The organism is Janthinobacterium glycogeni, assembly GCF_051380725.1.
GTDB lineage: Bacteria > Pseudomonadota > Gammaproteobacteria > Burkholderiales > Burkholderiaceae_D > Janthinobacterium.
Genome location: NZ_JBNYXP010000003.1, coordinates 131493 through 149057 on the forward strand (window position 1 = coordinate 131493; position 17565 = coordinate 149057).

At 63.4% G+C, this 17565-nt stretch carries 18 protein-coding genes; 13 read left to right on the top strand and 5 right to left on the bottom strand.

Features of this window, described 5'->3' with window-relative positions; translation table 11 throughout:
- Positions 1 to 30 precede the first annotated feature (30 nt).
- On the bottom strand, positions 31 to 1110 hold the full coding sequence (locus ACQ4W4_RS08895) for a YeiH family protein (RefSeq protein ID WP_436541658.1): 1080 nt from the start codon (positions 1108 to 1110) through the stop codon (positions 31 to 33).
- A 107-nt stretch (positions 1111 to 1217) separates the two neighbouring features.
- Between ACQ4W4_RS08895 and ACQ4W4_RS08900 the strand changes: the two genes are divergently transcribed.
- From ACQ4W4_RS08900 to ACQ4W4_RS08920, 5 genes are all read left to right on the top strand, one after another.
- Positions 1218 to 2117: a LysR family transcriptional regulator gene (locus ACQ4W4_RS08900; RefSeq protein WP_436541659.1), complete on the top strand. Its 900-nt coding sequence runs from the start codon at positions 1218 to 1220 to the stop codon at positions 2115 to 2117.
- A gap of 32 nt (positions 2118 to 2149) precedes the next feature.
- The gene (locus ACQ4W4_RS08905) at positions 2150 to 2722 is read left to right on the top strand and encodes a helix-turn-helix domain-containing protein (RefSeq protein WP_436541660.1); all 573 of its coding nucleotides are present in this window, start codon (positions 2150 to 2152) and stop codon (positions 2720 to 2722) included.
- A gap of 7 nt (positions 2723 to 2729) precedes the next feature.
- The gene (locus ACQ4W4_RS08910; protein ID WP_436541661.1) at positions 2730 to 3260 is read left to right on the top strand and encodes a GNAT family N-acetyltransferase; all 531 of its coding nucleotides are present in this window, start codon (positions 2730 to 2732) and stop codon (positions 3258 to 3260) included.
- 212 nt (positions 3261 to 3472) lie between these two features.
- Positions 3473 to 3736, top strand: coding sequence for a DUF378 domain-containing protein (locus tag ACQ4W4_RS08915; RefSeq protein ID WP_083287945.1), 264 nt, complete (start codon positions 3473 to 3475; stop codon positions 3734 to 3736).
- Positions 3737 to 3748: 12 nt separating this feature from the next.
- On the top strand, positions 3749 to 4099 hold the full coding sequence (locus ACQ4W4_RS08920) for a hypothetical protein (protein ID WP_436541662.1): 351 nt from the start codon (positions 3749 to 3751) through the stop codon (positions 4097 to 4099).
- 58 nt (positions 4100 to 4157) lie between these two features.
- On the opposite strand, the gene ACQ4W4_RS08925 is transcribed toward ACQ4W4_RS08920, so the two are convergent.
- Both ACQ4W4_RS08925 and ACQ4W4_RS08930 read right to left on the bottom strand, forming a co-directional pair.
- The gene (locus tag ACQ4W4_RS08925) at positions 4158 to 4580 is read right to left on the bottom strand and encodes a c-type cytochrome (protein ID WP_436541663.1); all 423 of its coding nucleotides are present in this window, start codon (positions 4578 to 4580) and stop codon (positions 4158 to 4160) included.
- 103 nt (positions 4581 to 4683) lie between these two features.
- On the bottom strand, positions 4684 to 5562 hold the full coding sequence (locus tag ACQ4W4_RS08930; RefSeq protein WP_436541664.1) for an EamA family transporter: 879 nt from the start codon (positions 5560 to 5562) through the stop codon (positions 4684 to 4686).
- Between the two features lie 215 nt (positions 5563 to 5777).
- Here ACQ4W4_RS08930 and ACQ4W4_RS08935 point away from each other — a divergent pair, with 215 nt between their 5' ends.
- The 4 genes from ACQ4W4_RS08935 (at position 5778) to ACQ4W4_RS08950 (ending at position 7847) form a co-directional block, all read left to right on the top strand.
- Positions 5778 to 6263, top strand: coding sequence for a hypothetical protein (locus tag ACQ4W4_RS08935; protein WP_436541665.1), 486 nt, complete (start codon positions 5778 to 5780; stop codon positions 6261 to 6263).
- A 79-nt stretch (positions 6264 to 6342) separates the two neighbouring features.
- The gene (locus ACQ4W4_RS08940; protein WP_436541666.1) at positions 6343 to 6825 is read left to right on the top strand and encodes a hypothetical protein; all 483 of its coding nucleotides are present in this window, start codon (positions 6343 to 6345) and stop codon (positions 6823 to 6825) included.
- 20 nt (positions 6826 to 6845) lie between these two features.
- Entirely contained in the window at positions 6846 to 7406 is a 561-nt protein-coding gene (locus ACQ4W4_RS08945; RefSeq protein ID WP_436541667.1) for an NMCC_0638 family (lipo)protein, read from the top strand.
- 24 nt (positions 7407 to 7430) lie between these two features.
- Positions 7431 to 7847 (top strand): hypothetical protein, encoded by a 417-nt coding sequence (locus tag ACQ4W4_RS08950; RefSeq protein ID WP_436541668.1) that lies wholly within the window; start codon positions 7431 to 7433, stop codon positions 7845 to 7847.
- A 54-nt stretch (positions 7848 to 7901) separates the two neighbouring features.
- Here the strand turns inward: ACQ4W4_RS08950 and ACQ4W4_RS08955 are convergent, their stop codons facing one another.
- Complete coding sequence (locus tag ACQ4W4_RS08955) at positions 7902 to 9779, bottom strand: phytase (RefSeq protein ID WP_436541669.1); 1878 nt, start codon at positions 9777 to 9779, stop codon at positions 7902 to 7904.
- A complete protein-coding gene (locus tag ACQ4W4_RS08960; RefSeq protein ID WP_436541670.1) occupies positions 9779 to 12304 on the bottom strand; it encodes a TonB-dependent receptor in 2526 nt (841 codons plus the stop codon). The genes ACQ4W4_RS08955 and ACQ4W4_RS08960 overlap by 1 nt, the downstream gene beginning before the upstream one ends.
- Before the next feature lie 316 nt (positions 12305 to 12620).
- Here ACQ4W4_RS08960 and ACQ4W4_RS08965 point away from each other — a divergent pair, with 316 nt between their 5' ends.
- The 4 genes from ACQ4W4_RS08965 (at position 12621) to ACQ4W4_RS08980 (ending at position 17565) form a co-directional block, all read left to right on the top strand.
- Positions 12621 to 13529: a GGDEF domain-containing protein gene (locus tag ACQ4W4_RS08965; RefSeq protein ID WP_436541671.1), complete on the top strand. Its 909-nt coding sequence runs from the start codon at positions 12621 to 12623 to the stop codon at positions 13527 to 13529.
- Positions 13529 to 14554: an AraC family transcriptional regulator gene (locus ACQ4W4_RS08970; RefSeq protein WP_436541672.1), complete on the top strand. Its 1026-nt coding sequence runs from the start codon at positions 13529 to 13531 to the stop codon at positions 14552 to 14554. The genes ACQ4W4_RS08965 and ACQ4W4_RS08970 overlap by 1 nt, the downstream gene beginning before the upstream one ends.
- A 273-nt stretch (positions 14555 to 14827) precedes the next feature.
- Entirely contained in the window at positions 14828 to 16222 is a 1395-nt protein-coding gene (locus ACQ4W4_RS08975) for a class I SAM-dependent methyltransferase (protein ID WP_436541673.1), read from the top strand.
- Positions 16222 to 17565 (top strand): sensor histidine kinase, encoded by a 1344-nt coding sequence (locus ACQ4W4_RS08980; RefSeq protein ID WP_436541674.1) that lies wholly within the window; start codon positions 16222 to 16224, stop codon positions 17563 to 17565. Before ACQ4W4_RS08975 ends, ACQ4W4_RS08980 begins: the two co-directional genes overlap by 1 nt.

Consider the following 17565-nt stretch of genomic DNA (forward strand, 5'->3'; position numbering starts at 1 on the left):
GGCTCCCGCGTCAGCGGCCCCGGCTTGACATCATGCAAACAGGCTGGCGACCACGTGGTTGATGGCGGCGCCGCCGGCGATCAGCCAGCAAAACAGCAGGCCGGCCAGCAGCAGTGGCTTGATGCCGGCGCGGCGGATGGCCGACATGTGCGTCGTCAAGCCCAGAGCCGCCATGGCCATGGCCAGCAGGGCCGTATCGAACTCGGTAATGGCGGCCACGGTGCTGGCTGGCAGCAGGCCCAGCGAATTGAAGGCCACCACGCCGATGAAGATGAAGGCGAACCAGGGGATGGCCAGCTTGGCCGCCTTGCCGTCGCCGCTGCCGGCCCTGGCCTTGCCGCGCGCCAGCACCGCCGACAGGATGACGAGGAAGGGCGCCAGCATCATCACGCGCACCATCTTGGCGATCACGGCCGCATTCGCCGCTTCCTGCCCGATCGACTTTCCAGCCGCCACCACTTGCGCCACTTCATGCACGGTCGAGCCGATGTACACGCCAAAGGCGGATGGTGTTGCCGACAGCACATGCCAGTCTTGATTCAGCTGGTACAGCAATGGATACAAAAAGATGGCGATGGTGCCGAAGACCACGACGGTGGAGACGGCCACGGTGACGTCCTCGCTGCGTCCCTTGACGACGGGTTCCGTCGCCATCACGGCCGCCGCGCCGCAGATCGAGCTGCCCGCGCCGATCAGGATGGCGCTGTTGCGTTCCAGCTTGAACACCCTGGTGCCGAGGAGCATGGCCAGGCCGAACGTGGACGCCAGCACCAGCGCGTCGATGGCGATGCCGGCCAGGCCCACCTGGCCGATATCCTGGAACGTCAGGCGGAAGCCGTACAGGATGATGCCGAGTCGTAATAATGTCTGCTTGGAAAAGGCCACGCCCGCGCCGCAGGTGGGCGCCAGGCGGCCATACACGCTGTTGCCCAGCACAATGCCCAGCATGATGGCCAGGGTCAGGGCGCTCATGCCGTGGCTTTGCAGCCATTCCAGCTTGCCCAGCGCGATGGCGCCCCAGGCGATCACGCCGCTCAGCAGCAGGCCGGGCAGCAATCGGCCGTAGCGGTGGTTGACACTGTTTGTATTCGTCGTTGAGAGGGATGACATGCCGTACTCCATGGTTCTGTGTTCGTATGGACAGACTGTACAGTTCGTCGATTAAATGGTAAAACGGATTGTTTTGGTATATTCAACCAATTTAATGGGTAGATGAGATGGCTTTGACCTTGCGGCAACTGCAGATTTTTCTGGCCGTGGCGGACACGGGCAGCACCAGCGCGGCCGGCGAGTTGATCGCGCTGTCGCAATCGGCCACCAGCGCGGCCCTGAACGAACTGGAAACCTTGCTTGGTGCGCAACTGTTCGACCGGGTGGGCAAGCGATTGCTGCTCAACGACAATGGCCGCCTGCTGTTGCCGCAGGCGCGGCAGATGCGCGACGCGGCCGCCAGCATCGAGCGCCAGTTCGCGGGCGCCGACCCGTCCGTGCCCGTCAGCCTGCAGATCGGCGCCAGCACGACCATCGGCATTTATCTGTTGCCGCAGATCCTCGCGCAGGCGGCGCAGCAGTACGGGCGCAACATCCCGCAGGTGACGATTGCCAACACGGCCGACATCGCCGCCGCCGTGGCGGAATTCCGTGTCGATATCGGCCTGATCGAAGGGCCGTGCCACGAGGCGGGCTTGCTGGTGGAGCCGTGGCTGACGGACCAGATGCTGATCGTGGCCGCGCCTGCGCACCCGCTGGCGCAACTGCGTCACCTTCTCAGCTTTGCGGAGCTGAACCAGGCGGGCTGGCTGCTGCGCGAAGCGGGCTCGGGTACGCGCGAAGCCGTGGAGCAGGCGCTGGTGCCGTATCTGCACTACCTGCGCGCCGCGGGCGAGTTCAGCAACTCGGAAGCGATCAAGTATGGCGCGGCGGCCGGGCTGGGCATCGCCTGCTTGTCGCGCGTGGTGGTGGCCGATTTGCTGGCCAGCGGGCAATTGGTGGAATTGGAAACCATGCTGCCGCCCCTGGAGCGCAATTTCTATCTGATCCGCCAATCGAAGAAAATCCTCTCGCCCCGTTTGACGGGATTCCTGGAACTGTGCCGTCACGCCTCGCGCATGGCTTGACTGTTTTTCTTATATGGAATAAATTCCCATATATGGAAAATTCGACATTTGCAGAGAATGATACGGAACAGCGGCTGGCCGTGCGGCTGAAACAGTTGCGCGTGGAGCGCGGCTGGTCGCTGGACCAGCTGGCGAACATGAGCCAGGTCAGCCGCGCGACCTTATCCCGCCTGGAAAATGGCGAAGTCAGCCCGACGACGGCGGTGCTGGGCAAGCTGTGCGCCGCGTATGGCCTGGCCATGTCGCGCCTGCTGCGCATGGTGGAGGACGATTTTCCGCCCCTGCTACGGCGGGCTGAGCAAACCGTGTGGACGGATGCGGACACCGGCTTTGTCCGCCGCTGCGTGTCGCCCCCGTCGCGCGCGCTGGCCGGCGAAGCGCTCGAATGCGCGCTCGCTGCCGGCGCGACGATCAGCTATGCCGCCTCGCCCCGGCCCGGCATGGAACACCATCTGCTGCTGCAGGAGGGCAAGCTCAACGTGACGCTCGACGACCGTTCGCACGATTTACTGCCGGGCGACTGCCTGCGCTACCAGCTGCATGGCGCCAGCGCATTTACGACGCCGGCCGACAGCGGCGCCCGCTATTTTTTGTTCATCGTCTGAGGTTGATATGTCCCTGTCGCTACGCCATTTCTCATCCACCGATATTCTCGAACGCCTGCCGGAACTGGGCGCGCTGCTGCAAGACTGCGTGCACGACGGCGCCAGCATCGGTTTTATCTTGCCCTTCGATATGGCGGCCAGCCAGGCGTTCTGGACGGACAATGTGTTGCCGGCCGTCACGCGCGGCGTGCGCCTGCTGATGGTGGCCGAAGTGGAAGGCAGGGTGGCGGGCGCCGTGCAGCTGGATTGGGACACCAATCCCAACCAGGGGCACCGGGCCGAAGTGCGCAAGTTGCTGGTCGCGCCCGCTTTCCGCCGGCGCGGCCTTGCGCGCCAGCTGATGCAGGCGCTGGAAGCGCAGGCGCGCCTCTTGCCGCGCAGCTTGCTGACCCTGGACACGCGCAGCGGCGACCATGCGGAACCGCTGTACCTGTCGCTCGGCTACATGGTGGCGGGCAGCATCCCCGGCTATGCGCTGGCGCCTGCCGGCGACCGGCTGGACGCCACCACCATCATGTACAAGCACCTGCAGCAATGAACTGGCAAGGGGAACTCAGGCATCGCAAGGACCGCATGATGCCGCCGCCCGCCACCGTGGGCTGGCTTGTTGCCAGATAAAATTACCTGTCTTATTACAGAGCCGTCCTACCTCGATACCCGGCATCGTCCGACTGGCGTGTGCCGGTGCCGCGCCTACACTGTTGTTTGATAGACCCGGCGGCGGGTCCTTTCTTCTTACAGGAGGCTGATATGGCGAATATCCAGGCAGGATCGGACGGTGCGGCAAAACAGGAAATGTCGGCAAAGCGCTTGAACGTGGTCGACTGGATCTCCATGATCCTCTTGATTGTGGGCGGCTTGAACTGGGCGTTGGTGGGCCTGTTCGATATCGACATCGTGGCCCGCATCCTCGGTGCCATGACGGCGGCTTCGCGCGGCGTGTACGTGCTGGTGGGACTGGCGGCGCTGTATTCCATTTACCTGTGCCTGCGCAAGTTCCCGGCCAAATCCTAGACGGGAGGACACATGCCTGTTGGTGCAAGCCCCAAGCGTGAACGCGAATTCAAGAAGCTGGAACGGGATTTCAGGCAGGAAGAACGTTACCCGGGCCGCGAGGAAGAGGTCGCGGTGCGCATCGTGAACAAGCAAAGGGCGCAGTCGGGTGAAACCAGGGTGGCGCAGGAGCGGAAAAAAGCCGGCGGCGCTGCCTTCGATGCGTCACCGCCTGACTTGCCCATCGCCGGCTACCAGCAACTGACGGCGGCGCAGATCCGCGACAAGCTGGATGGCCTGTCCGCTGCCCAGCGCAAGCGGCTGCGTGCTTATGAGGCGGCACACAAGAAGCGCAAGGGCGTGCTGCAAGCGCTGGAGGCTTGAGCTGGCGTCATGCGCCGGATGCGGTGTGCGCCTCTCCATGCCTGCGTAATGGAACGGCTTACTGCGTGCGCAGGTAGGCCAGCAAATCGGCTACTTGCTGTGCATTGCCGATGCCCCAGAAGCGCATGTTGTTTCCGGGAATGAAATCGCTGGGCGCCTTGAGGAAGGCGGCCAGGTTTTGCTCGGTCCAGACAATATTCGCGTTTTTCATGGCCGCCGAGTATTTGTAGTCGGTGGTGGCGCCGGCCTTGCGGCCGATCACGCCCGTCAGCTTGGGGCCGAAACCGCCGCGCGCCGATGGTCCCACCTGATGGCAGGAAGCGCATTTGCGAAATGCTGCCTTGCCCGCCTCGGCGTTGCCGGTGAGGGGGACAGGAGCGCCAGCCTGCGCTACGGCTGCCGGCGCCAGCAGCAGGGTTGCAGCGGCCAGAGGGGAGAGCAGGCGACAAAGAAAGGTGGAGGTCATCGGTGAGGCGGGCATGCAATGCGTGGCAAGCGATGACGCATTTTACAGGCGCACGTCAAAACCTGCCCGCCAGCACAACATGGAGCCTTGGAAGCGGCGCACGATGGACGCAATACCGCTAGCGCTTGCCGCCCTGTGCGCCCAGCGCCGCCATGGCCGACGCGAACACGATGCAGGCGATGGCCAGCCACTGGGTCAGGCTCAGCAATTCTCCCAGCACGGCCATGGCGGCCAGCGCGCTGACGGCCGGCGCCGCGCTGCTGAACATGCCGAACACCCCTTGCGGCAGGCGGCGCAAGGCAAAGATTTCCAGCGAATACGGCAGGGCGCTGGAGAGCATGGCTATGGCCAGGCCCATCAAGGCAATCGACGGCGCCAGCAGGGCCGTGCCCGAATACACGACGCCGATGGGCACGGTCACCATGGCCGCCACCGTCATGCCCCAGGCCACGGCTTGGCCGCCTTGCAAGGTCGAAGCGCGCTTGCCGAAGATGATGTACAGCGCCCAGCACAGCGCCGCGCCCAGCGCGTAGGCCACGCCGACAGGGTCCAGGCTGCCCGGACTACCCTGCAGCGGCAACAGTAAATACAAGCCGAACACGGCGCACGCCACGGCCAGCAAGTCGCGCGGCCGCCGTGACGACAGCATGGCCACGGCCAGCGGCCCCGTCACCTCGATGGCCACGGCGATGCCGATCGGTATCAACGCAAACGCCCGGTAGATCAATAAATTCATCAGCCCCAGCACGGAACCGTAGACCAGCAAATTCAGCACATCCTTGCGCGTCAGCCGGTAGCGCCAGGGCCGGAAGATGGCCAGCAGGATCAGTGCCGAAAACCCCACGCGGTACGCCGTAATTCCTTCCACGCCGATGACGGGAAACAGATTCTTCGCAATCGCCGCCCCCAGATTGACGGAAATCTGCCCTCCCAGTACGGCCAGGGAAGGGAGCAGGATGCTGTCGGGGAGGGAAGAGGTCGAGGTGGGGGAGGTCATGGGGCGCCATTTTAATATGCAACAGGCTGCTAGTCGCTGGCAGATCAGCAACGGACGGCATTTATCCGCCCGTACTGGCTGCAAAGCGGAGCGGACACTGTTGTAATAGTGCAAGTATTTTCTGATAATGTTATTCTGCCAGTACTCCACGGAACAGTGGGGTGCCGCCACCGATTCTTTGTCTCTAATGGAGCCGCTCTATGAATTGCAAAAGCATGGCAGTGACCGTCGCCTTGGTGTTTGCCGCCGGCATGGCTGGAGCACAGGCCTTGCCGCCGCAGGCGCAATTGCCGGGCTGGGCAACGCAACAGCTCGATAGTCTGGCCAAACGCGAAGCGATCGAAGTGAGTGCGCGCATGAACCCGTTTGTCCTGCGCGGCGATTTCGATGGCGATGGCAAAGGTGATCTGGCCGTGCTCGTCAGGAACAAGGACAGCAAGAAGGAGGGCATCGCCTTCCTGTTCAGGCAAAAGACGGCGCCCTTCATCGTCGGTGCCGGACATGCCTTCTCCAGCGGCGGCGACGATTTCGCCTGGCTGGAAGTGTGGCAGGTGGAAGACAAGGGATCGTTGCAGCACAGCTATCATGAAAAATCCCTCAAGCTGAAAACGGATGGAATCGTGGTGGCGAAAGAGGGGTCTGCCAGTGCCTTGATCTATATCAAGGGCGGCAAGGCGTTTTGGCAACAGCAGGGCGATTGATGGATTGCCCGCGCATGGCCGCTGGCTGGCAAGCAGCCCACGGGAATGGGCAGAGCCTGAATCTGCATGAATTGAGAATATGACAGCACTGGCAGTGGATTTCGTTGCATCCTATACCCCCTCATCCGAAGCGAAAATTGCCTTTGCCTGGAATGGCAGGCATGGGGCCGATTTCGACGATGCCAACATGGCGTTTCGCACCGTCATAGGCGACTATTTCGAAGAGCATGCGCAGGCATGCTCCTTGCCGCTGATTGCCGCCCTGTATCGCGCGGAGACGCAGTGGGCGAAGGAAGCCTGGTGCGTCAAGAGCGTGGTGGCTGAATTGGCGCAGGAACTGCTGCAGCGCGGTGGCGTCGCTTATCTCGACGTGTACCTTGCCGGCGCATGCTGCGGCATGGATGCCTGTATGGAATCGGGGAATATTTCGCTAAGCAAGACGCGTTGCGAAGAGCTGCTTGCCTATTGCAAGGCCTCGGCATTCAACGCCGAGGCCGGTCTCCGGGAGCGATGGACCATGCTGGCACAGCGCTTTGCCTGCCTGCTTGCCGGTGCGGCTTGATGGCGCAAATGAGGGAACCAATGAGAGAAGCAGTTAAGGGGCAATACGGGAAGAAACTCGTCGGATGCACAATATTGGCGTTCGCCTTGGGGGGCAGTTGCGGCGTCCGCGCGGCAGAGCCTGAAACCGTTGAAAAATTGGCGATGCAGTTGTTTCTCGGCGTTTGCGTGCCTTCTCAAGGGGATGTACAGCAGATCGAAACGGCAGTCAGGCGTGTGAAGCTGGTCGAGGTGACGTCAAAAGAGGCGTGGGCACTGCCGGATGATGTGCCTGGCAAGTCCTGGTCCACGAGCGAAACAGGCGGCCGCTTTACGGTAGTTGCCACGCAGCCGCAAACCTGCGCCGTTGTGGTGAAACAGATAGCTCCAGCCGACTTGAAGCGCGAGTTTGAACGGTGGCTTCCTCCGGCGAGCACCGGCTACACCGTGATGCAGAAAGCCGAGGACAGGCAGGGCGATATGGCGACCTCGTCTTACGCCATCTTGCGTGAGGGGCGGCTCAAGTACAGCTGGGTGCTGCGCATGTCCTTGACCCAGCCGGGCGCGACGGGAACGCTTTCCGTGCGTGCCGCCGTGCCCTGACTTGTTACGATGGAGTAGTGTTGAATGCATGTATTTAGTATCGGCGACACCAATTTTACCGTGGATGCCGCAAAATCCAGTATCAGCGTGGCGGCACTTGCCAATGGCATGCGGGAAATTAATATCACGGTCGAGGCCGACGATGAGGAGTTCATGCGGCTGACGGAAGACGACGACGCACCGTGGTCGTGGGCGCTGTATCCGCCGTCATTCTCTTTGCACGGTTTGCTCGTCGCGGGAACGGCTGCCGCGCCCCTGCATGGGCTGGCCGTCGATGCCAGCAGTACGGACTGTGAATGCAGTCTCTACATGATGGAATACCGCGATGTGGTAGACCTGTGCCTGGTGGAACTGTCGGTGCATCGGCTGGCGCTGACGGGCAAGGTGGATTTTTTTGGCGACAGCCTGCCCTTCGTCATCGATCTGGCGCGCGCGGCGTAGCGCCTGTCTGTCGCGCGGCGGCAGGGGCGGCCTGCGCAGGCCTCCCCCGTGTCACTAGTCCAGCTTCAAGGCCTTCGCCACATCCGCCCATGCCACATACTTGAAGTTCTGCGGCCCATCGGGCAGGCGCTTGTAGCCGTCCTGGATCACCAGCATGCCTTGCGCGTACGCGCCGCCCAGGTTGGCGGAGGTGACGTCGAGGCCGTCCGTTTCCGAGGTGCCGTCGATGCCGGCGGGCAGGTTGAAGCCCACCTTGAAGCGGCCCCGCACCTTGTACGGCGCTTGCGCGTCGAGCACCACGTAGCTGCTGTCGCCCTGGCTGGAGACGATCAGGTAGCCCGTGTTGGCCTTGGCGCCAGGCTGGCGATAGATGGCCATGCCTTCCACATCGGCCGTCAGGTGCGGGCCGACGGGCAAGACCATCGCGAGGGCGTCCGGCCTGGCGGCGTCGGCCGAGGTGGTCCACACGCCGCGCGTTTCCTCGCCCAGGAACAGTCTGGCGTTGGCGTCGTCGGCCACGCAGCCTTCCGGTTGGGTATCAACCTTGAAGCTGCGCAACAGAGTCGCACTGAATTTGTTGCCTTCCAGGCCAATGCTGTACTGCTGGAAGGTGCCGTCCTTGTCGTTGATGAACGCTTGCACGCCGCCGCTGGCCGGCTGATACAAGCACATGCCGTAGATGCTTTTCAGGCCGGTCGGGAAGCGGCCCGCTTCCGCCACCTCGCCGCCGGCATTGATGGTAAATAACATCATGCTGTTGTCGTCGCGCTGGGTGGCCACGGCCAGGTCGACCTTGCTGCCGCCGAACTGGATGTTCTGCCGCACGTCGACGTTGTTCAGGCGTCCCACTTCCAGCAGCTGCGTCTGCTTGCCTTGCAGGTCGTAGACGAGCAGCCCCTGTTTCTTGTTGGTGCCGAGGATGCGGGCGTCGGCGGGGTTGCTGGACAGCCAGATGGCCGGATCGTCGGCCGCATCGCCCTGGCGCGCCATCGGCTCCGTCTGCGCTTGCGGGGCAATGATGGCCACCGCCGGTTGGGTTTCCGCCTTGCCTGTCCATTTCAAGGACCGCGCCTGCCAACCGTTCTTGCCGCGCAATAGCAAGGAGTCCTTGTCCAGCGCGAGCTGGCTGTCGCCCTTGCGCACGTTCAAGGCGACCGCCTGGGCTGGCTGCGCCGTCCAGGTATCTCCCTGATGGGTGTACAGGTGCAGTTTGTCCGCCTTGCCGTCGAGCACGGCCACGCCGCCCGGCAGCACGGCCAGGGCGCCGGCGCCGCCGTCGACCTGGCCGTATGGCTTGCGCAGGGCCACCACTTCGCGCTTGCCCATGCCTTCGGAGTCGGCGTCATACGCCCACACGCCCATGTTGGACTCGCTCACCAGCAGGCGCCGGGCGCCATCGTCGGCGCGGCAATGTTTCGCGTGCGGCGGCAAGGCCAGTTTGCGCACCAGGCTGCGCTGCTCGCCCTGCATCACCCACTGTTCCGCTTGCCCATCCTTGCCGATCAAGAACAGATGGGCCAGCTGCTGGGCGTCGCGGTACAGGCACGACGCTTCGACGGAAAAGGTGGGAACGGGAAACGGCGACAGTTTCACCAGCTTGCCGGCCTGCACATTCACGGATACGGGCAGCGGGCGCTGCGTGTCCGCTTCCAGGAAGACGGCCAGCACCTTGCCGCCATCGATGCGCGTGTCGAGCTGCTTGGCGCGCACGGCGATGCGGTCCTGCTCCTGGCCGGCCGCGTTGAACAAATGCAAGCCCTGCTTGTCCAAAGTCAGCCAGCCGCCGCCGGGCAGGCGCGCCAGTTCTTCCGCTTCCTGCGTGAAGGAAGGGACAGCGGCGGCGGGCGCGGCCTGCGCGATGCCGCCGAGGCAAAAGGCCGCCAGCAAAGCGCTGCAGAGTACGGTTTTTTTCATGGTATTGGAAATCATCATCAGAAGGCGCTGGCTTTCAGGCTCACCTTGAAAGTGCGGCCGTATTGTTCGTTTTGCACGTTGTATTGCTTCGTGCCCTGGTAGACATAGTATTTCTCGTTGTTCAGGTTGGCTGCCTCGAACGTCACCTGGAACTGCTTGTTGATCTGGTACGACAGCGAGAAATCGAGCTGTTTCTGGCTGTCCACGATACGGTCCTGGCTTTGGTCGAGGATATCGCCGCCCATTTCCAGCAGGTAGGGCGACTTGTAATTGAGGGCCAGACGGGCGCTGACGGGCCCCGTTTCATAGCCCAGCATCAGGTTCATGACCTGGTTCGACTGGCCCGGCAGACGGATGTCGCGGTTCATCTGCTGTTTGCCCGCCTTGTCGTAGCGGCCGATTTGCGCGCGCGAGGTGCTCAGGGTGCCGTTCACGCCCACGAGAAACTTGTTGAAGGGCGCCGGCAGCATGCGCAGCGGCTGCATGTAGGCCAGTTCGATACCTTTGACTTTCGCCGCGTCGCCGTTCGCATACGAGGTGGCCGTCGTGTAGCCAGCCCATGCTCCCGTGCCGGCCAGGTTGGTCGTGTAGGTGAAATTCTTGATGTCCTTGTAGAAGCCGTAGGCCGACATCACGCCGTCGTTGCCCAGCACCCTTTCGACGCCCAGGTCCAGGTTGTTCGCTTTCAGCGGTTTCAAGTCCGGGTTGCCGATCACGGCTTCCGTGTTGCTGGCCAGGCTGATGCCGGGCGCCAGCTGGCTGAAGTTGGCGCGCACGACGGCTTGCGTCCAGGCGGCCCGCACGCTGGTTTTTTGATCGAGGTCATAACGGGCTTGCAGGTTCGGCAGCCAGTTGGTGTACGAACGTTCGCGCGTCAACGCCGTGGCCACGCCGGCGCTGTCCACCTGCGAGCCGGCTGCTTCGAAACTGGTGCGCTCGGCGCGCACGCCGCCAAGGATGTGCCAGGCATCGAAGTCATAGCTGTTCTGCACATACATGGCGTTGATGTCTTCATGCATGCGGTAATCGTTGATGATCGATTCCGTGCTCAGGCGCGCCTTGCTGCGGTCCAGGCCGGCCACGCGGGCGCGTATCAGGGCCGGGTCCAGCGCCACGCCGATGTTGCCCAGGTCGTAGTCGAGATTGTGGCCTTGCACGAAGGCGCTCATCGAGGTGGAACCGGCGCCCCAGTAATTGCCGCTCGACGTCTTGCTGCTGTTATACGCCCATTGATCCGTGTCATTGGTTTTTTCGCGGCGGCTGACTTTGGCGCCGAATTTCAGGGTGGCGATGTCGAACTTGCGCGCCAGGTCGATGCGTGCATGGTGCTCATTGTCCTTCGAGTAGCGCTTTTGCAGGGTGATGGCGTTGAGGGCGTAGCTGGCCGGGTCGTACAGCGAGGCGGGGCCGCTCAACAATGGTTGCTCGGTGCCATTGAAACTGATGCCGGCGAAATTGCTGATGCCGCGGAAACGGCCGTCGTTCAAGGACTCCGGCGTGTCCTCCGTGGCGCGGCTCAGGCCGCCTTTCACGTCCAGCGTCCAGTCGCCCGATTTCTGCTGCGTGCCCAGCACGAGCGAACGCACTTGCTGCGTGTACTTGCGCTGGCGGATGCGGCGCTCGGCGCGCGCGCTGGCCGTCTGCTCTTCGGCCAGGCTGCCGCCGGCGATATTGCTGATGGTCAGGCGGTCGCGCACTTCATCGTCGGAAAATTCGCTGACGAACGAGCGCAGGAACCAGCTGTTGCCCGCTTCGGGGCGGTAGTCGAGGTTGACGGCCAGGGCGCCGCGCTTGCGCACCGGCAGATAGTCGCGCAATTCCAGGCCCGACAATTTACCCTTGCTCCAGGCGCCGCCCGTTTCCACGTCATCGGAGCCGAACGAACGCTTTTCCGCGCTCAGGCCGGCGGCCACGCCCAGTTTGCCGTCGAGAAAGCGCTGGGCCCACAGGACGCCGCCGCTGGGGCTGGTCTTGCCCGTCTTTTCATCATGGCTGGCGGCCACGTTGGCCGACAGCAGCTTGCCCGGCAAGTCGAAGGCAGACAGCGATTTGACTTCGATGGTGGCGCCCAGCGAGTTGGCGTCCATTTCCGGCAGCAAGGTCTTCGAGACTTCCAGCGTGCGGATCAGGCCGGCAGGCAGGATGTCGAGCGCCACGGCGCGGCGGCCCGCTTCCGGCGACGGCACCAGCGCGCCGTTGATGGTGACGGCGTTCAGGTCCGGCCCCAGGCCGCGCACCGTGATGTAGCGGCCTTCGCCCTGGTCGCGCTGCACGGACACGCCCGGCAAGCGCGCCAGCGCCTCGGCCGCGTTTTTATCGGGCAAGCCGCCGATATCGTCGCTGCTGATGACGCTGATGATGTTGTCGGCTTTCTCTTGCGCGGCGATGGCGTTGCGCAGGCTGGCGCGCTGGCCGCTGACGACCACGGTGGCTGCCGGCTGGCCGTCGTCCTGTGCCTGTGCTTGGCTAGCGCCGCTGAAGACGGCCATGATGGCCAGGGACAGGGCCGTCAGGCGCAGCGGGGAGGGGAAGGAAGTGTGCATGGTTTTCATGAAGAGCTCGGTTAGGGGGAAGGAACCGGGCGGATTCTAGGCAGCAAATATGACGGTTGCGTGACAGGCAAGCGATTGCCACCCTGAAAACAACGGCGGGTGAAGGCTTTCCAGCCGGAAATGAACCGGGGTGAGCTGAAATGACCTGCCGGCGCAGGGCGCGTGGGCAAATGCTTGCCGTATTTGCATGGGTGTCCCTGGTAATGATGAGCCGTTTGCACCTGCCGCACGGGAGCGGCGCATGTCATCGTGCCGTCATGGGCGGGCGCTATCGTGGCGGCAGCACCACTTTTAAAGGTTTTCCCACATGCTGCCATTGCACCGTAACAGCCTGATTGCCGCCGCACTGGCCTTGCCCCTGTTCTTGTTCCTGTACGCCACACTGGGCCACGTTAAACCGTTTGCCGTCTGGAAGTGGATGGATATCGTCTGCGAAGGCGGCACGGCCGTCATGGCGGGCGTCTGGTTTTTGTTTACCCTCAGCAGCCGGCCGCGCGGACGGGTGACGAGTTTGATCGCTGGCGGCCTGTGCGCCATCATGCTGGGGTCCTGGGCCGACTGCCTCGACGAATTCTTCGCCATCGACAAGCAGGAAGTATGGGATAACTGGCTCGAAGCCTTGATCCCGTTCGGCATGCTGGTGCTGACGATCGGCATGTATTACTGGCGCCAGGAACAGTTCCGCCTGAACGAACACCTGCAAAAGCGCGAACGCCTGTTCCGCGACCACCGCGCCTTCGACCGCATCACGCAGCTGGCCGACGCCAGCTACCTGCGCACGCAGATGCGCCTGGAGCAGGAACGCCGGCCCGGCCTCGATTGCGCGCTGGTCTTGCTCGATATCGACAGCTTCCACCTGATTAACCGCGAATACGGCCACCGCGAAGGCGACCGTGTGCTGCAAGCCGTGGGCCACATGCTGCTGTTGAACTTGCGCAATGACGACTTGCTGTGCCGCTATGCGGGCGACCGCTTCGCCGTGCTGATGCCGGGCGTGTCGCGCGAAGATGCGGCCGTGCGGGCGCGCCACCTGTGCGTCATGGTGGGGCAGATGCGCCACCACGCCAACGACAACCGCGAAATCCGCCTGAGTCTGCGGCATGCGTGCTCGCTCACCGATGGCGTGCCGGAAGTGGTGCTGGCCGAGCTGAGCCGGGCCGTGGAAACGCCGGGCCGCAGCGCCAGTCCCAGGGCCAGCAGCGCCGCGCCTGCCTGATGCCGCTGATCCAGCAGGGCGACCCCAGCATTGCAGCCCATCACCAGCCGGCGCTGGTGCTCGACTATGCGCGCAGCCGCGACCTGGCCACCGCGCCGCTGCTCAAGGGCACGGGCCTCGATGGCGGCGCGCTGCCGTCCGCGGAAAGCCAGGTGAGCGCCGCGCAATATCTGCAATTGCTGGCCAACGTGGCGCGCGGCCTGGACAGTGCCGACACCAGCTTCATGCTGGGCCAGCAAATGCTGCCCGGCCATTACGGCGCCGCCAGCCACGCCTTGCTGCAGGCACAGAATCTGCGCCAGGCCTTGACCATCCTGTGCGATTTTCATACCTTGCTGTGTCCGCTGCTGCAACCGCGCCTGCGCGCGGCCGGGGACATGCACGTTCTGTATTGGGTCGATGCGTTCGGCGCGCCCAGCCAGCTGCCGTTTCTGGTGGAAATGCACATGACGGCGCTGGCGGCCATGTGCCGCTGGCTGGCGGGCGAAGCACTGCCGTGGCGCTTCTGCTTCAACCGCGCGCGGCCCCGCCACGTGGAGCAGCACGAGGTGCACCTGGGCCAGGCGCTGCGTTTCGATTGCCAGGTAGACGCCATGCTCATCGATTCCAGCTGGCTCGACAAGCCCTGGCCGCGCGGCAATGCCACGGCGGCCGCGCTGGCCTTGCGCGCGGCGGCCCTGGAGCCCGTGCCGGCAGCGAGCCTGCTCGGTGCGCTGTACGACTACCTGCTGGCCAATATCCGCTGCGCACCGACCCTGGAGCGCACGGCGCAGGAATTCGGCGTCAGTCCCGCCACCCTGAAACGCCATTTGGCGCGCCATGGCACGCATTTCCAGGCCGAGCTCGATCAAGTGCGCGCACACAAGGCCATCTACCTGTTCCAGGCGCATGGCTACGACAATGATGCCGTGGCCGCCTATCTCGGCTTTCATGATGCCACCAACTTCCGCCGCTCGTTCAAGCGCTGGACGGGGCAAACGCCACAGCTCTTACGTCACGCGCTGGCCTTGTTTGTTGCTGGCTGAAGACGTTCTGCTGGCGGCGTTGCGCGCCAGCGCCATGAGCAGTCGTTCCTGAGGGAACAATTGCTCGTTCTGCTACATCCATAGTACACTCGATCAGAGAGCGAACAGACGCGCTTTGAGGCGCTCCGGTACGGCGTCACGCGACGCCGCAATACCGCCATCACGATGGCGGACCGGCGGCAGACAACCGGTGTGCCGTGCCTTAACCCAGCCTGGAAACTGGCGTCACCAGTGTGGTGCGCTGGAAACCGGGCAACTTGATAATGCTCAATCGTGTATTCACAATCGCAGATCGATCCAGTCGTCAGTTTCCGCAACACCCAGGGTGAGGCGGTGCGCGGCACGATTTTCAACTTGCAGCGCAATTCGCTGGTCATGGAAATCTATAATCCATACTCGATTGTGCAGGTCAGCGAGGTGCTCAATGATGTGACCGTGCGCATGGGGGCGAAAAACGCCTACGTGGGCAAGGCCGTCGTCATCAGCAGCGTCAACACGGGCCTGACCGCCATCGTTTCCGTGACCCTGATCGACGAGTGGCGCGAGTTGAGCGACGTGGTCGTCGTCAAGGGCGCCGTGGCGAAAGAGTCGAGCGCCTTTGTCGCCGGCTGGGGCGAGCGCTTCCGCATCCGCCGCGACTACCAGATCGTCGTCAATGAAATGCGCGCCTTCCTGTCGGAAGTGGCGCGCTGGGTCGAGCAGGTCGACTTGTCGGACTCGCTGCCGAAGGAAAACGGCCGCCTGCGTCCCGATATCTTCGACGAGCTGGCCTTGCCGCTGATGGAGCAGACTCAGCTTTACTTGCGTCAGCTCGAGGTGGAAGCGTCGCTCGTCGAGGAAGAGCGGGCGCCGGCCCACCGCGCCTTCGCCCAGGCGGCGCTGCATCCTTTGATCCTGCGCGCGCCCTTCGTCTTCCGCACGTTTACCAAGCCGCTCGGCTATGCGGGCGACTACCAGATGGTCAACCAGCTGCTCGACGATCCGCGCCAGGGCCCGAGCACGTATTTTCAGATCGTCAATGCGGCCTTCCTGCAGGCGGCCGTGGCCACGGCGCACCGCAACCGCATCGATATCCTGACGGAATTTTTGGCGCAAAAGGCGGCTGCCGCGCGCGCCGCCGGGCGCGTGTATAAAGTGCTCAACGTGGGCTGCGGCCCGGCCATCGAGGTGCAGCGTTTTCTCGACACCTGCCCCGATGCGCAATGGCTGGCCTTCGAGCTGGTCGACTTCAGCAGCGAGACCCTGGACTGGACGCGCGCGCGCCTGACCACCATCATGCAGCGCACGGGGCGCGTGGTCGAGATCGATTATGTGCACGATTCCGTGCATAACCTGCTCAAGCGCCGCCATGGCTCGGGCGCCACGGGCTTGCCCGGCAGTTTCGACGCCGTGTATTGCGCCGGCCTGTTCGACTATCTGTCCGACAAGGTGTGCGCGCGCCTGCTGATGCACTTCGCCTCGCGCGTGGGACCGGGCGGACGTTTGCTCGTCACCAATGTGCACGCGAATAACCCGGGCAAGTTCGGCATGGAGCACTTGCTGGAGTGGCATTTGATCTATCGCAATGAAGCGGGGCTGTCGGCCTTGCTGCCCGAGCACGCGACGGATCCGCTGATCTACGTCGACGCGACGGGCGTGAATGTGTTCGCGGAAGTGAGCATTCCTTGATGGATACTCCAGGCCTGCACGCCGGCTACACGGCCGTTTTGCGCGACTTCCGCCTGGAATTCAGCCGCGGCGGGGCGTACACGGGGATCGTGCTGATCCTGCTGGGCATGGGCCTCGATTCGGCCCTGTATCCGGACAAGCAGTCGGCGTTCACCAGCGCGCGCATTGTCGTGTCCGTGCTGATCTTTTGCGTCGTGCTGGCCATGCGCACGCGCTGGGCGCAAGACCGCATCCAGGGCCTGACTTTTGTGTGGCTGATCCTGCCGCAAATCATGATCGCCTGGATGATCGCCGTCACGGAAGGCGCCACCTCGATCTATTATGTGGGCATGACCCTGGCCATTTATTCGTCGGGCATCGTGCTGGCCTTCGGCCTGTGGCAAAATATGGTCTTTGGTGCGATTTCCTGCCTGCTGTACGTGGCTGCGTGCGCCTGGCATGCGGGCGGCTTCGACTTGCCAGGCACGTTTGTCGTCAACTGTTTATTCCTCATCATGTCGGCCAGCATCAGCGCCGTATTTACCTATTTTAACGAGCGTGCCCGCTTCATGCTGTTCCAGCTGAAGGCGGAAGTGGCGCAAAAGAACACGCAGCTGGAAGAAACGAATAAAAGCCTGGCCGATATCAAGGGACAGATGCTGCAGCAAGAGAAAATGGCCGCCATCGGCACCCTGGCCGCCGGCATGCTGCACGAAGTGAACAACCCCGTGAACTTCTGCATGATGGCCATCGAGGTGGCCATCGAAGACCCGGCCGCCAAGCAAAGCGCGCTCGTCAGCGAATGCCTGGCCGACGCCAAGCAGGGCATGCTGCGCGTGCAGCACATCGTGTCCGATTTGAAAACCTTCGCCTACCGCAAGAGCGGCAACCAGCTGGAAACGGGCCACTTTCAGTTCCGCAGCGCGCTCGAGGCCGCCATTCGCCTCGTGGGCCACGAAACGAAGAATGTCAGCATCAGCCACGACTTGCCCGTCGACACCCTGGTGCGCGGCGACGAGGCGGCCATCGTGGGTGTGTTGATCAATTTGCTGGGCAATGCCGTGCTGTCCATGCGCAAGGGCAATGCGCCGCCGTTCGAGATCCGCATCACGGCCCACTGGGATGACAACCGCCTGCGCATCAGCGTGCGCGACAACGGCCCCGGCATCGCTCCGGAAAACCTGGCGCGCGTGTTCGAGCCGTTCTTCACCACGCGCGAAGTGGGGCAGGGCCTGGGCCTGGGCCTGAGCATCAGCTATGGCGTGATCGAGCGCCACGGCGGCACCCTGAGCGCCGAAAGCGTGCTCGGCGAATGGGCCAGCATGAATTTCGACTTGCAGCGCTCCGACTGGGAGGGCCGCTAG